Raw genomic sequence first — 14,305 nt, 5'->3', positions numbered from 1 at the left:
CCGCGAGCGCCTTGTCCGGAGTCCTCGACGAAGCCCGGCTCCAGCCCCACCGCACCGCATTGGCTGCACCGTATGTTGTTCATCGTGGGAGTGTAGTGAGCGGCTGCGGGAGTTGGTCACAGGGGCCAGTTCCCGTCGCCCTCGTCCCACGTGACGCGCAGCAAACGGGCAGTGGCCTTTCGTGTGCGGCCGCGTCAGGCCCACTGCCGCGAGTGGCCCCTCATGCAGGGGACTTGGTCGCGATGCATATCGCGATATAACGTTAGTCTGGCAGTCGCGCCGCTGTCCGTGCCGCGCGGAGCCGTAGGACAGGATCAGGACGGAAGCATGTCGGGAGATGTCTCGCCCACCGGGAAGCACTCCGGCCCCGGCTCGTCGCCCGAGCTGCGGGCCTCGCACGCCGACCGGGACCGCGTGGCGGATGTGCTGCGCATCGCGGCGGGCGACGGCCTGCTGACCGCGCAGGAGTTGGACGAGCGCTTGGAAGCGGCCCTGTCGGCGCGGACCGTAGGTGAACTGGCCCCGCTCACCGCCGACCTGCCGCCAGTGTCGGCCACGGGTGCCATGACCAAGGCAGAGGTCAAGGACGTGGTCCGGATCGAGCAGGTCCACAGCGGCACGGTCGAGCGCACGGGGCGCTGGGTGGTGCCGCGAAGGATCGAGCTCGCGGTGACGTACTGCGACGTGGTGCTCGACTTCACGGACGCCGTGATCACGCACGACACCCTGCGGATCGACGTGGGTATGACGGGGAAGGCCCTGACGCTGGTCACGCGGCCGGGTGTGGTGGTCGACACGGATGGCCTGCACCTGGTGCACAGCAGGGTCACCCACCGCGAGGCTCCGCCGGAGCTCGACGCGCCGGTCGCCCTGCGCGTGGAGGTGGCGGGCCGGAAGACACACGGCCGCGTGGTGGTGCGACCCCCGCGCAGGACGTTCGGGCAGTGGTTGCTGCGGAGGCCCGCGCAAGGGTAGGGCGTTGGGGGTTCGCAGCGGGACGTTCAGCCGGCGCGGGACCTGTCCCATCGCTTGATCACCCTTGTCGGAGTCCGCGGTGCGGGCCACAGCCGCACGCGAATCCGTTCCACGTCGTCGATGTCTTCCGGATCCTCCGGCGACTCGACGTAGGCGCGGGACGCGAGTGCCATGTCCCGCTTGGAGACGCGGACGCGGTTCCATCCCGGACGCACGGCGAACCGCGCCGCATCCGGGCCGTAGTCGGTGCACCCCAGCACCACGAGGGAACCGGAGGGCACGTGGAGGCTCGCCTCCACCACGTGGTCGAACTGCGGGCTGTCGTCGTTCGGCGGCTGCGGGACGGTCTCGACCTCCACGGAGACATAGAGGTTGACGACGGTGCCGATGCCGAGCGCGTGCTCAGTGACCGCCAGATGGTCGGCAGTGGCCCGGTCCGTCCACGCCCCGCTGAGATCCCCCTCCGAGGAATCGTCGCAGAGGTGTATCTGGCAGTAGTCGGCGAAGAGGCGGAGCGGCGCAGCCATGCGGGATCACGTGGCTATGCGCCGGCCTGCCCCCGGCCCGGTTGTGGCACGACGAGGAACTCGGTCACGAAGCCGGTCACCTCACCCGTCAGGCTCCGTCCGATCCAGGTGGGGTAGGCGCCGTCGCCCCAGCCGGACCAGAAGGCCACGAAGGAGTGGCCGCTCGCCGGATCGGAGAGGACGACCGGTCCGCAGGGGGCCTCGTCACCGTCGTCCGGGATCATCGCGTCCTCGAGCGGCACGGAGTCCTCTCCGAGGAACTCGGCAAGAGCGGTGGCCGCGGCCGCGTCCACGAAACAGCCGGTTCCCGCGTCCACGCCGTAGCCGAAGAACTGCTCCTCGGACAGCTCGCCGATGTCCTGCCCGTCGACGAGGGCCAGTTCCCAGGTGACCGTGGGCTCCTCGCTCGTCCTCAGCCAGGCGGCGGCGACGCGCTCGTGACCGGATTCGACGTCCGACTCCCAGGCGACTTCGGTGACGGACACCACGACGGTGTACGTGCCGGGCTTCACGGAGACCGTGAACGGCACGGGCTCGTCCTCGAACCCCCAGAACGGGTCCTGGGCGACGACCCGACCACTCGGCAGGGGCAGTTCGGCCTGCGGCAGTCGTGTCACTTCGGCGGAGCGGCCCTCCCCGCAGTCGTAGACGCTGCCGAGCGTGAACAAGCGCTGGACGTCAGGCGCAGCAAGCGGCATTGGATCAGCTCCTGGATTCGGACCGCATTGAAACAAGCAGACAATACGATCACGCCCGGTCGCCTCGACAGCCGGGTCGTGGAGGGGGCGGAGCATCGACCAGTGGCGCGGCGACCGTGACCATGCGATGCATGACGGGCACGGGGAGCAGAGGGTTGCGGACCGCAAGCTCCGCACTGTGCGGGGTGAGCAGGAGTGTCACCAACTCACCCGGCGGCACAGCGGGGTTCGCCCCCGCCCGCCGGCGCACGCCCATGTCGGGGTCGGTCGCCAGGCCGACCGCGGTCCCGGGTGGGAGCCGCGGGTCGTCGTCGGCGGCCCTGCGGACGATCTCATGGGGATCACGGCTGAACCGCTCGACGAGTGCGTCGTCGGAGGCCGGGTCCATGAGCGCGAGAGCGCGCAGGCGCGGGTTCGGGTCGGCCGCGAGGCCGGCGTCAACCTGCCTCAGTCAGTGCCGTGGGCGTCGTCCCGCATCTCCGTCATTGCTGAAGGCTAAGGGCTGTTCCGCACCCGCTGGCGCCCCACCCGCTGACGCCGCGGCCGTCCGGCTACAGGCATCCGGAGTGGTCGGAGGTCGCCAGGCTCACCATGAGGTCGCCGGTGTGGAGATTCATGAACGACTGGCTGCTGTGCCAACCCGTGAACCGCTTGTCGATGTTCAGGGCGAAGTAGCCCTCGCCGGTGTCGTCCCACGCCCCGGCGTTCCACCCCGCGAGCCGTGCGGCCCGCGCGACCCCGGCGCGTACGGACTCGGTGGCCGCCACCCTGTAGTGGAGTTCCACGGACGGCGTTTCCTCGCCCGCGCAGGTGCGGTAACGGTGGATCGACGCGTGGGGGCCCACCGCCGTGTCCAAGGCGGCGGTGATCCCGTCCGCCCGCAGTTGTGCGAGCCGCGCGTCGATCGCGGCGAACTCACGGCGCCTGTGGATCTCGTGGACCGAGAAGCCACTCACCAGAGCCACCGCCGCCACGACGGCGATGCCGCGCCACACCGTGCCGTGACCAAGAGCCCGTCGCATGTCTCGCGCACCTCCTGGATGCTCCGAACCGCTCCGCCGCCGGGGCGACGGTGAGGGGCAGTCTCGCAGGCGCCGGCGGGGTGTTGGAGGTGGGCACGGCCCCCCGGAGCCGTGGCGTGAGCCGCGACCGCTAGGGTGCCGCGGCGGGGCAGCGGCGCTGCCCCCTGGCGAGAGGGCGGGGATGACATGGTCGAGGTCACGGAGGCGACCGAGGCTGACGTCGAGGAGATCTCCCGGCTCGTCGGTGAGATCGAGGTGCGTCGTGGTGGGACCTACGCCCCTGGCGACGTCGACCGGATCCGTGCCGTCCTGTTCGGCGAGAGCCCCGAGGCGACCGTGCTTCTGGCCCGCGAGGGCGACCACGTGCTGGGCATGGCGTGCTTCTCCCTACTGCCCCCGGTAGCAGGCGCCGGGACCGGCGCGTGGCTGAAGGAACTCTTCCTCCGAAAGGATCCGCGCCGGGGCCGTGGCATCGGACTCCACCTCTTGCATGCCGTGTCCGTCGCGGCCCAGGAGCTCGGCTGCACGTATCTCAAGAGGACGCCCGACACCGACGACCTGCCGGCGCCGGCGTTCTACGAGAGGACCGGCGTGCCGGTGAACGAGGGCAGGGACGTCGGCCGGTTGCCGCTCTTCTGACGCTGTCCCACGTAATCGAGTGGCCCTTCCCGCCCGGGCGCCGTACGTTCGCCGGCATGGCTGACGAGAGTTACGGGCATCCACGGCTCGCCGCGGTCTACGACCCGCTCGACCCCGACCGCGGCGATCTCGATGCGTACGTCCGGCTGGCGGAGGAGTTCGGGGCGCACCGCGTGCTGGACATCGGTTGCGGGACGGGGGTGTTCGCCCTCCTGCTGGCCGATCGCGGGATCGAGGTCGTCGGTGTCGACCCCGCCCGGGCGTCCCTCGACGTCGCTCACGGGAAACCGGGCAGCGAGCGGGTGCGCTGGATCCACGGTGACGCGACAGCCCTCCCGCCGCTGCGGGTCGACCTCGCCACGATGACGGCGAACGTCGCCCAGGCCATCGTCGATCCGTCCGCATGGGGGCAGACCCTGCGCAAAGCCCACGAGGCACTGAGGCCAGGAGGGCGTCTGGTCTTCGAGACGCGCGATCCGGCGCGGCGCGCCTGGGAGGAGTGGAACCGCGACAGCTCCTACCGCGTGACGCAGATTCCCGGCGTGGGCGCCGTCGAGAGCTGGGTCGAGCTGATCGACGTGAGCCGGCCGCTGGTGACCTTCCGGTGGACGTACGTCTTCGCCGCGGACGGACAGGTGCTGACCTCGGATTCCACGGTGCGTTTCCGGGAACGCGACGAGACGGAGCACGCCTTGGCCACGTGCGGATTCGTCACGGAGGAGGTGCGCGACGCACCTGACCGTCCGGGAAGGGAGTTCGTCTTCGTGGCACGTCGTCCGTAGCCCTGGTGCGAGGGTGGCAGCGGCCCGGTGCGATCAGGGACGTCCAGGATCTGTTCCGCTTGAAGGGGATCTCGAAGACCCGGGAGAACAGCCACGCCCCGAGGACGGAGACGGGCAGGGCCACGAGGAGCGTGAACCAGAAGGTGGGCAGGCCGGGGGAGACGAAACGCGGTGCCACCCGGCGGATCACGGCCATGACGAGCGGCAGATGGATCAGGTAGAGGCTGTAGGAGAAGCCGCCGAGGCTCCGAACGGGCCGGGTCGACAGCAGCCGCACGAGAAGGGCCGGTCGGCCCGTGGCAACCGCGGCGAGCAGCATCGTCATGGCGGGAGCGACGGCGAGGTCCACCCAGAAGTAGTGGTTCACCGTCCAGACGGACCCCTGGACGACACCGAGCCCCAGGACGGGCACGGCTGCCAGGGCGGCGAACCATCCCCACGGGAGACGCCGCAGTCGGTCCGGCGCGGCGACGATTCCCGCTCCGATCATGCCCGCGACGCATACGGGGGCGAGATGCGGAGCGAGCCAGTTGGTGCCCTCCGCCGGGGAAGCGCCGGCCGCCAGGAGCCCGCGGGCGATCACCGGAAGCGTCACGCACGCGGCCAGGGTCACCGCACCGAACCGCCGCCGGACAAGGAGGAGAAGAGGGAAGAGGAGGTACAGCTCGGCTTCCACCCCGATCGACCAGAAGGCGCCGTTGGGCGTGGGTGCGGTGAACACGTCCTGCGCGACGAGGCCGTAGACCAGGAGCGACGCGCCGGTGGGTGGCCCGAGGTGCGAGGCCGGCACCACGAACCAGGAGATGACCAGGCTCATGGCCAGTGCCGCCCAGTACGGGGGCAGAATGCGCCAGGCGCGTCGCCGGAGGAACCGGCCGACGCCCTCCGACCGCCAGCCGTGACGTGCCGGGGAGATCGCCAGGGAGAATCCCGACAGCACCAGGAAGAAGACGACGGCCAGGCGCCCGAACATCAGCGCGTCCAGCCACGGAGGCGCCGAACTGTCGGGATAGCCCGGGAAGGTGTACAGCCAGCAGTGGAACAGCACCACATACAGGGCCGCCAGGCTGCGGAGACCGTCCAGACCCGGCACGTGCCGGCGGACGGGCGCTCCCCCCGCCGTCTCCGCCTGTTCAGCCGGGTCGTCGGCCAGGGCGAGAGCGCCGCCTGCCGGACGGCTCGAGTCCACTGAAATCGTTCGACCCCTTCTCCGGGCACGCCGCCGGGCGGCACCTCACCGCCCACAGGGACTGGTACGTGCCGGTCGGCGCAGCGGTTCAACGGTCCGGCTCCGCCCTCGGTCAGACCGCCTTCGCCCTGCCGCGGGCGGAGGGCAGGTCCTGTTCGGCCCAGACGACCTTCCCCTCCGGTATCAGCCGGTAGCCCCATCTGCGGGACAGCTCGGCGACGAGGAACAGACCGCGGCCGTTCTCGTCGGCGGTGCGTGCCCGGCGCAGATGGGGGGAGAAGGCATCGTCGTCGGACACCTCGCAGGTCAGGCCTTCGTGATGGATCAGGCGCAGACCGATGGGACCGGTGCTGTGGCGGGCCGCGTTGGTGACGAGCTCGCTGACGATCAGCTTGGTGGAGTCCTGCAGGTCCTCCATTCCCCAGTCCGCCAACTGACGGTTGGTCAGGTCCCGTGCCGTGTGGCCCGCCGACCGGTCGCCGGGCAGCGTCCAGGAGGCGACCTGTGCCGGCTGGAGCGAGCGGGTGCGCACGAGGAGCAGGGTGACGTCGTCGGACGGTGCCTGACCCGGAAGCGACTCGGTCGCGAGGTGGCAGAGGTCTTCCAGGGAGCGTCCGGGCCGGGTCAGCGCGTCGCCGAGGCGGCGCATGCCTTCTTCGATGTCCTGGTCACGGGTCTCGATCAGGCCGTCGGTGTACAGGGCGAGAAGGCTTCCCTCGGGCAGCTCCATCTCGACGGACTCGAAGGGGTCGCCCAGGCCGACGCCCAGCGGGGGACCGGCGGGAAGGTCGGGGAAGGTGACCCTGCCGTCGGGGTCCACGATCGCGGGCGGGGGGTGCCCCGCCCGTGCCATGGCGCACCGGCGGGTGAGCGGGTCGTAGACGGCGTACAGGCAGGTGGCGCCGCCGACCGGTGTCTGGTCCGCGGCATCGAGGTCCTCGTCGGCCAGTCGCTGGACCGTGTCGTCGAGGTGCGTCAGCAGTTCGTCGGGGGGCATCTCCATGTCGGCGAGCGTGCGCACCGCGGTGCGCAGCCGGCCCATGGCCGCCGCGGCGTTGATGCCGTGTCCGACCACGTCGCCGACCACGAGGGCCACGCGGGCGCCGGACAGCGGGATCACGTCGAACCAGTCGCCCCCGACCCCGTGCTCCATGTCGGCGGGCAGGTATCGCGAGGCCGCTTCGACCGCCGTGCCGCCCCGCAGGTCGCGGGGAAGCAGATTGCGCTGGAGCGCGAGGGCCGCCGCGTGCTGGCGGGCGTACTGGTGGGCGTTGTCCAGCGACAGGGCGGCACGGCTCACGAGCTCCTCGGCGAGCACCAGATCGCTCTCCTGGAAGGGATCGGGATGCTCCGTGCGCACGAACAGCGCCACGCCCAGCAGAGAGCTGCGCGCTCGAATGGGAACGATCATCAGGGAGTGCATGCCGCTCTCGTGCACCTTCCCCGCCCGTGTCGGGTCGTCGTCGGTCCATGTGCCCGGGGCGGCGTTGAGGACCGGCTCGATATGAGCCCTGCCCGTCCGCAGCACATGGGCGAAGGGCGACGTGGGCGGCACGGGGATCGCGTCGCCGCGCAGCCAGGCGCATTCCGGGACGCCGTGGCGGATCGATGCCAGGCCGGCACGCCGCAACTGGGGCAGGCGCCCCGTCGAGCCGATGCGGAGCGCGGGCCCCTCGCCGAACGGGACCGACTGCTCCAGGTCGACGGCGACGAAGTCGGCGAGCAACGGCACGGCGAGGTCGGCCAGCTCCTGGCTGGTCTGCATCACGTCCAGCGTGCCGCCGAGTCGTGCACTTGCCTCGTTGAGGATGGCGAGGCGCTCGCGCGCCTGCCGGCACTCGGAGACGTCGACGCTGATGGAGCACACCCCCACCGGCTGGCCGTCGGCGTCGGTGAGGCAGAAGAACGACACCGCGAGGATGTGCTCCCCGCGCGGGCTCGACGGCAGCCACGGACGGTACTCGTGGACCCTTGTGGTGCCGCTCTGGAGCACCTCCCGCATCACCCCTTCCATCCCTTCGGCCTCCAGACCGGGATTCGCGTCGGTGGGGCGGCATCCGAGCCGTCGCTCGCGGGGCAGGCCGTCGTGGGTCTCCATCGTGTCGTTGACCCATGTGCAACGGAGCTGCGTGTCACGTACGGCGATGCCGACCGGCGCGCGGGCGAGGAGCGACTCCCGCATCGATCCGCTCCGTGTGTTCTCGGGAAGCGTGCCGACATCGGTCACGGACACGAGCCAGCGCACCGTTCCGTCCCGGCCCTGCAATTTGGAGACCCGTCGGCTGACGTCGAGGATGCTCCCGTCCCGGCTGCGCACCGTCGCCGTGCCCGACCATCCGTCCCGGGCGCGGCAGCGCTCGACGTACTCCGACATCGTCGGGACTTCCTCGGAGGGCTGTACGACGAGTGACGCGGAGCGGCCCACCACGTCCCGCGGGGCGTATCCGACCAGGCGTTCCGCCGCCTGCGTCCAGCCGACGACCGTTCCGTGGTCGTCGAGCATGGCGATCGCGGAGTCGGTGATCTCGCACGTGTCGACATGCCGGCTCAGTGCTGTGGTGCAACTGGTCATCGAACTCTGGTCCTCCGACGGGGTGAGACGGGACGGACGCGGCAGGCGGATGTACGGGCCACTGCGAGGCCATGCCGGTGATGTCCGTTTTGACCGGACAGGGTGCGATTTTGTGACAGACCGGCGATGGGTGGGCGTGCGTGCTGCTCGCACGGTGTGGGTCTCTCGGCGCGCACAGTCACTTCCCGCAGGCAGTGGAGGCGTCGGGAGCCCTCGCGCAGAACCGGGACTATCCCGCCCGGAGGCTCCGCCGGCCCGCGACGAGAGACCGCAGCAGCCTCGCGCCTGCGGCGGCCCGCGCGAACACATGTCGGGGCCGGGGCCGGGGAACGGGAGCCGGCGCGGGTCCGGCACCGGCCGCGTACCCGCGGCGAGGGGGTGGGGCCGCGGCGGCCCGCTCGTCCCCGACGAACGTGACCGTCTCGCCGAGCGGCGCCCGGCCCGTACGCGGGGAGGCCACCGTGACGTCCTCGAACCCGATCGACATGCCGCAGAACAGCATCAGCTCGTCCGGTGGTGACAGGACCTCCGCGACGGTCCTGCGGTACTTCGCCCATGCCATCTGCGGGCAGCTGTCCAGCCCCTCGGCGCGGAGCAGCAGCATCACGGTCTGCAGATACATGCCGACGTCGGACCACTGCGCCGGGCCCATGTCGCGGTCGATGTAGCAGAACAGGGCGGCGGGGGCGCCGAAGCAGTCCCAGTTGCCGGCCGCGGCCCGCTGGCGGGCCTCCAGGTCCCCGCGGGGGATGCCGAGCGCGCCGTAGCGCTGCTCACCGAAGGCGGCGCGGCGCTCGCGGTACGGGGACTTCAGCTCCGGCGGGTACTGCTCGTACTCCGGTTCGTCCCAGGCGTCACCCGAGACCACCCGTGCACCAGCGCGCTTCTTGAGCCGGGCCAGTGGCCCGCCGGTCACCACGTAGACGTGCCAGGGCTGGAGGTTCGACGCGGACGGTGCCCGTGCCGCTCTGAACAGCACTCTTTCGAGCACCTCGCCGGGGACCTGCCGATCGGTGAATGCGCGTACTGCCCGTCGACTCGCGACCGCCTCGTAGACGTCCACAACTGCCCACCTCCATCGGCTCTCAGGTAGTCGACAGTGAAGGCGTCCGTTATGTGACAAGGCGCCACCGTCGGCTCGTGCGCGACGGGTGTTCCGGGATGCGCGGGGGTGGATCGGGCGGGGCCGTGGCACCAGGCTGCTGAGCAGCGGATATCGCGTACCGGAGAACATCCCCCGTACGCGCTCGGCGTGTTAAGTTAACACGAAGGTTCGTTTTTTGCGCAGAGGATGGGTCCATGCCCAAGGTCACGCAGGAGTACATGGAGGCTCGCCGCGAGCAGATCCTGGACGCGGCGCGCCGCTGCTTCCTGCGCGACGGATTCCACTCGACGTCCATGCAGGACCTGTTCGCGGAGTCGGGCCTGTCGGCCGGCGCGGTGTACCGGCACTTCGCCAGCAAGAACGAGATGATCACCGCGATCGTCGAGGAGAACATGCGTGACGTCCTCGCGATGGCCCACAGTGTCGCCAAGAACCGGCCCAGCAGCTCGATCGGTGAGCTCATGGCCGATGTCATCGACATCGTGAGGTCCAAGACCGCCGATCAGAACATCGCCGGCCTCGCGGTACTGGCGTGGTCCGAGTCGCTGCGGAACCCCCTGCTGGCCGAGCAGTTCGCCGACCTGATGAAACAAATGCGGTCCGCTCTCAGGGACGTGATCAGGGAGCACCAGCAGAGCGGTCGCCTCACGCGCGCGGTGTCCGCCGAGGCCATCGCCGCCACGTTGATGTGCACCCTGCCCGGCTACATCCTCCAGCTGGCCATGGGTGACCGCGAGACGCTGGAGGGCGTTCCCGACGCCCTGCGCGCACTGTGGCCGGACACGGCGACGTCCTGAGACCACCCGGCAGGGCGCGGGACGCCCGCGGCCCGCTGTCTTCCGGGGGACGGATGCCGAAGCACGGCAGCCGCCCACGGAAGTGACGTCACGTCAGAAGAGGATGCCCGGGAGCGCGGTGAACGCGTGATGGCGGGAGGCCGTCACGCGCTCCTCCGCACGACGGCCTCCTCCTCGAACAACTTCTCCAGCACGGCGACGTTCCCGGCCCGGGCCGCCGTCAGGAAGGCCCTCAGGAAGCGCTGGTGGTCGCCGGCGGGGACACTGGCACGCCTCTCGGCGGGCAGGTGCTTGCGGGCCCGGCTGACCAGTTGACGGGCGTTGACCTGGGACTGGCCGAGGATGTCGGCGATCTGCTGGTACGGGTAGTCGAACGCCTCCCGGAGGACGTACGCCGCTCGTTCGGCGGACGTGAGTCTCTCCATCAGCATCCGCACCGCGGCCTCCAGCGCTTCCCTGTTCTCGGCGCGCAGCGCGGGGTCGCCCTCGGTGTCGACCGCTTCCGGCAGCGGATGGCCGACGTAGTTCTCCCGGCGGACCCGCGCCGACTGGAGCACGTTGGTCGCGAGCCTGGTGACCATCGTGGTGAGGAAGGCCTGCGGGTTCTGCACCTGGGAACGGTCGCAGGCCTGCCAGCGGATCCAGGCCTCCTGCAGGACGTCCTCGGCCTCGCTGGCACTGCTGAGCATCCGGTAGGCGACCCCGAAGGTGAGTCTGCGGGCGTCGTGGAACGCCGCCTCTGCTTCCCGGAGGTCCTCGGCGTAATCCGCGGACGTGCAGGACATGGTTGTCTTCCTCGCTGTTCGCTTCGCTGACTGGCTGCCGCGGCCTCGCACCCGAATACGCGGGTGAGCGGCCGCCTCATTCGTGGGCCGCGTGCCGGGCGTGCGCGTGGGGGTGGTCCACCGGTGACGCCGACAAGGCCGTCGCGGCACCGCTGACGGCGAGGGCCGGCGCGCTCGTGGCCTCGGTCCGCGGCAGGTCGCCCGCGGATGTGCCGCTCTCGACGACGGGGCTGCGGCGGCCGAGGGCGACGCTCGCCAGGCCCAGCACGCTCCACGCGACGAGCACGGCGATGTGGCCCGCGGATCCGTTGCCCTCGAAGTACGCGGTGCTGCGCAGCAGGTTCGCGCCGGCGCCCGGCGGCAGCCACTGGCCGATGTCGTCCACGGCCTTGGGCAGCAGTTCGGGTGCGGACGTGCTGCCGGAGAAGGGGTTTCCGACGAAGACCATGAGTACGGCGCTGAGTATGAGACCCGGGGAACCGACGCGGGTGATCAGGCCGACGGTGGTGGAGCTGATCGCCAGCATGATGAGGGACAGGGCCGCCCAGGTGGCCACGTGCTCGTGCGGCAGGGCACCCAGCAGGCCCTGGGCGATGAGGTATGCGGCGAGGCCCGTCACGGCGCACGCGGCGACCAGGTCGATCAGCCGGCGCCACACCGGTATCCGGGTGCCGGACAGTGCGATGAGCGCCGCGATGGCGATGCCGCACATGGTGAGGGGGAGCAGGGCGGAACTGAAGACGACTCCGCGGGGGTCACTCTCGGCGATCGGGACGATGTCGACGACCTCGACCCTGGGGGCCGTCCTGCGGACGGTCTTCGAGGCGTTGGACCGCACGTGCGGACCGTCCGACGACGTGGTGCGCTGTACGGGAAACTTCGGCGCGTGGGCGGCGAGTTGCTGGCCGGCCGTGGTCAGCAACTGGGCCACGGACGTACTGGCCGCGGTGGCCTCCATCACCTTCACCCTGCCGGGAGTGACGACGAAGGCGCCGTAGACCTCCCGGCTCTTGATCGCGGAGCTCGCCGACGCCTGGTCCGGGTAGAGGTGGAAGTCGAATCCGCCCGGTTTGCTGTGCGCGAGACCCTCGACCGCGTTCTGGCTGGCGGCGCTCGTGCCCACCACCCCGATGGGCAGATCGCGTGGCGCGATGCGCGAGGCGGGCCATGCGTACGCCATCACCGCCAGCGAGATCACCAGTGGCAGCGCCACTGTCACGAGGACGGTCCGGTGCCATGACCGGAGGCCCGCCGAATCCTTCTTCGCGGCTGCCCCCCTGGTAAGACGAGCGATCATTGTGTTCTTGCTCCAGTCCTGGAATGAGTAGGTCAACACGAACATTCGTTTTGTGTGGGCCGGGTCAGCGCCCATGCGGCGAGGTTGTCGCCGCATGGGCGAGCGCGGTCCTTGCCCGGCTACGGCCTCGGGCCGGGCCTACCGGTCATACGGTCATGCCGGTGGTCACGGGAGCGGGCGAGCCCGCCGGATCGGTGCGCGGGCCGCCGCCGGGGTCGTACGGCCCCTCGGGGCGGGCCCGCCGTCTGCGTTGCCGGATCAGTAGGATCCAGCCGGCGACGGCGACCAGTCCGGGGGTGATTGTCCGGTAGAGCAGATCGGCCGCGGTGGCGACGCCCGTGGGCACTCCGCCGTGGTGCAGGGTGAGCACCAGGGCTGCGTCGACGGTGCCGATTCCCGCGGGCAGCAACGGCATGGCCGACGCGGCGGTCATCGCGGCGATATAGGCGAAGAGCGCTGTGCTCGACGCGGGCCGCGCTCCGACCGCGTGGCACACGGCGAGCAGGCACGCGAAATCGGCGCCCCAGTTGAACAGCGCGAAACCGAGCCCGCGCCCCCAGAAACGGGGCGATGTGCGCATGGCGGCCAGTTCGTCGAGTATGCCGTCGGCCGTCGTCTGCCCCACGGCGCCGCGGCGCAGTCGGTGCACCAGGCGGAAGAGTGCGTGCACCGGCCGGCGCAGCACGGCGGGCCTGCGGAACAACGCGAGTGCGGCGCTGGTGAGCGCGCAGAGGGCCGCGATCTGGAGGGCCGCCGGGAGGATCTGAGAACTGTCTCCCGCAAGCAGATGGGCGACACCGGCGAGCAGAGCGAGCGCGATCGTGCTCAGAACCCCCGTCGCCGCATGGGCGAAGCCGATCTGCGACACGTTGGCGCCCCAGGAGCGCATGCGGTAGGCGCGGTAGGTGATCGCGACCAGGCTTCCGCCGGGCAGGGTCGCGCCGACCGCGTTGCCCGCGAACACCATGGCGACCGACGGTCCGAGTCCGACGCGCAGCCCGTCGACGCCGAGCGCATGGCGTTGCAGGCGGGCGAACATCATCATCGACACCATTTCGCAGGCCAGAGCCGGCAGCAGCCATTCGAAGCGGCCATGCCCGAGTTCCCCTGCCGCCCGGCCCGCGTGGGGTGCGACCAGCACCAATTCGGCGCCCAGTACGACCACGACGGCCCCCGCGGTGATCACCGTGCGGCGGCGCAGGCGCGGCAGGCCCGGGAACCCGCCGCTCGGGCGCGTCCGCTCCGTCCGTCCTTCCGCGTCCGCGACCACGCCCGGAAGGTCACCACCGGCCTTCGCCGCGGCCGAGCCGCTCATCGCGGCACCGGCCAGTCGGGCAGAAGGCGGACGGGGCCTTCCAGGTGGACCCGGCACCGGGTGCGCGCCGGGACCGCCAGACCCCACAGGCCCGCGAAGAAGTGCACGTCGAGGCCGACGGCCGCGGCCTGGCCGCGTTCACTGCCGGCGGTGTACGGGAGCGGCTCGGCGATGCTGAGGCGCAGCAGCGGGGCGACGTCCGTGATGCCGTTGAGTGTGAGCATGGCGATGACGGCCTGGGGGGTGATGCTGTCGTCGGAGGTGCGGCCGCGGACCAGTCGCAGTTCCCCACCGGATCCGGCGAGCTGGCGTCCGACGTCCGTCCGGCGCCGCCAGGGGCGTCGCGACCGGCGCGCTTCGACGACGTCCGGGAACTGGAAGCGCATCAGGCCCCCCGAGGGCCTTTTGCCGCCGTGACCGACGAGGAAGGCCTCTCCGAGGTGCAGCGGCAGAAGCGACGACGCCCGACCGCGACGACGGCTGCGCAGCCAGCAGCCGGACCAGCCGTCGGTGCCGCGGCCGTCGCCGCCGAGCGACCTGCGCCCGACGCTCGCGTGGTCCCCGTCGTCCGGACGCGGGGGCTGGGGGGAGTGGATCATCGT

Annotated in this window: 14 protein-coding genes and 1 pseudogene; 4 read left to right on the top strand and 11 right to left on the bottom strand. The window is 71.0% G+C overall.

Annotated elements, in window-relative coordinates:
• Positions 1-327 precede the first annotated feature (327 nt).
• Positions 328-975, top strand: a complete 648-nt coding sequence (locus ACFYXS_RS26875; RefSeq protein WP_389252590.1) for a DUF1707 domain-containing protein — start codon at positions 328-330, stop codon at positions 973-975.
• 26 nt (positions 976-1,001) lie between these two features.
• Here the strand turns inward: ACFYXS_RS26875 and ACFYXS_RS26870 are convergent, their stop codons facing one another.
• From ACFYXS_RS26870 to ACFYXS_RS26855, 4 genes are all read right to left on the bottom strand, one after another.
• Positions 1,002-1,502: a hypothetical protein gene (locus tag ACFYXS_RS26870; RefSeq protein ID WP_389252588.1), complete on the bottom strand. Its 501-nt coding sequence runs from the start codon at positions 1,500-1,502 to the stop codon at positions 1,002-1,004.
• Positions 1,503-1,516: 14 nt separating this feature from the next.
• Positions 1,517-2,200 (bottom strand): DUF4241 domain-containing protein, encoded by a 684-nt coding sequence (locus tag ACFYXS_RS26865; protein ID WP_389252585.1) that lies wholly within the window; start codon positions 2,198-2,200, stop codon positions 1,517-1,519.
• A 49-nt stretch (positions 2,201-2,249) separates the two neighbouring features.
• On the bottom strand, positions 2,250-2,588 hold the full coding sequence (locus ACFYXS_RS26860) for a hypothetical protein (protein WP_389252583.1): 339 nt from the start codon (positions 2,586-2,588) through the stop codon (positions 2,250-2,252).
• Between the two features lie 163 nt (positions 2,589-2,751).
• Complete coding sequence (locus ACFYXS_RS26855; protein WP_389252581.1) at positions 2,752-3,222, bottom strand: hypothetical protein; 471 nt, start codon at positions 3,220-3,222, stop codon at positions 2,752-2,754.
• 186 nt (positions 3,223-3,408) lie between these two features.
• On the opposite strand from ACFYXS_RS26855, the gene ACFYXS_RS26850 reads away from it, so the two are divergent.
• Both ACFYXS_RS26850 and ACFYXS_RS26845 read left to right on the top strand, forming a co-directional pair.
• Positions 3,409-3,861 carry a GNAT family N-acetyltransferase gene (locus ACFYXS_RS26850; protein ID WP_389252579.1) on the top strand — a complete coding sequence of 151 codons (453 nt, stop codon included), beginning with the start codon at positions 3,409-3,411 and terminating at the stop codon, positions 3,859-3,861.
• A gap of 56 nt (positions 3,862-3,917) precedes the next feature.
• Entirely contained in the window at positions 3,918-4,643 is a 726-nt protein-coding gene (locus ACFYXS_RS26845) for a class I SAM-dependent methyltransferase (protein ID WP_389252576.1), read from the top strand.
• Here the strand turns inward: ACFYXS_RS26845 and ACFYXS_RS26840 are convergent.
• The 3 genes and pseudogenes from ACFYXS_RS26840 to ACFYXS_RS26830 form a co-directional block, all read right to left on the bottom strand.
• Entirely contained in the window at positions 4,573-5,832 is a 1,260-nt protein-coding gene (locus tag ACFYXS_RS26840) for an acyltransferase family protein (protein WP_389252573.1), read from the bottom strand. The two genes, ACFYXS_RS26845 and ACFYXS_RS26840, sit on opposite strands and share 71 nt — an antisense overlap.
• 112 nt (positions 5,833-5,944) lie before the next feature.
• Entirely contained in the window at positions 5,945-8,404 is a 2,460-nt protein-coding gene (locus tag ACFYXS_RS26835) for a SpoIIE family protein phosphatase (RefSeq protein WP_389252571.1), read from the bottom strand.
• A 406-nt stretch (positions 8,405-8,810) separates the two neighbouring features.
• A pseudogene (locus ACFYXS_RS26830) lies at positions 8,811-9,467 on the bottom strand (nitroreductase); the annotation flags it as partial.
• A gap of 236 nt (positions 9,468-9,703) precedes the next feature.
• Here ACFYXS_RS26830 and ACFYXS_RS26825 point away from each other — a divergent pair.
• On the top strand, positions 9,704-10,306 hold the full coding sequence (locus tag ACFYXS_RS26825) for a TetR/AcrR family transcriptional regulator (RefSeq protein WP_389252568.1): 603 nt from the start codon (positions 9,704-9,706) through the stop codon (positions 10,304-10,306).
• Positions 10,307-10,449: 143 nt separating this feature from the next.
• On the opposite strand, the gene ACFYXS_RS26820 is transcribed toward ACFYXS_RS26825, so the two are convergent.
• The 4 genes from ACFYXS_RS26820 to ACFYXS_RS26805 form a co-directional block, all read right to left on the bottom strand.
• A complete protein-coding gene (locus ACFYXS_RS26820; RefSeq protein ID WP_389252565.1) occupies positions 10,450-11,091 on the bottom strand; it encodes a sigma-70 family RNA polymerase sigma factor in 642 nt (213 codons plus the stop codon).
• Positions 11,092-11,167: 76 nt separating this feature from the next.
• Positions 11,168-12,310 (bottom strand): ABC transporter permease, encoded by a 1,143-nt coding sequence (locus ACFYXS_RS26815; protein ID WP_389252563.1) that lies wholly within the window; start codon positions 12,308-12,310, stop codon positions 11,168-11,170.
• A 223-nt stretch (positions 12,311-12,533) separates the two neighbouring features.
• Positions 12,534-13,703, bottom strand: coding sequence for a YbhN family protein (locus ACFYXS_RS26810; RefSeq protein WP_389252561.1), 1,170 nt, complete (start codon positions 13,701-13,703; stop codon positions 12,534-12,536).
• Complete coding sequence (locus ACFYXS_RS26805; RefSeq protein ID WP_389252559.1) at positions 13,700-14,302, bottom strand: hypothetical protein; 603 nt, start codon at positions 14,300-14,302, stop codon at positions 13,700-13,702. The genes ACFYXS_RS26810 and ACFYXS_RS26805 overlap by 4 nt, the downstream gene beginning before the upstream one ends.
• Positions 14,303-14,305 lie beyond the last annotated feature (3 nt).

Source organism: Streptomyces sp. NPDC002574 (genome assembly GCF_042889545.1).
Lineage (GTDB): Bacteria > Actinomycetota > Actinomycetes > Streptomycetales > Streptomycetaceae > Actinacidiphila.
The sequence above is the reverse complement of the archived record's forward strand: the minus strand, read 5'-3'. Positions and strand labels throughout refer to the sequence as shown.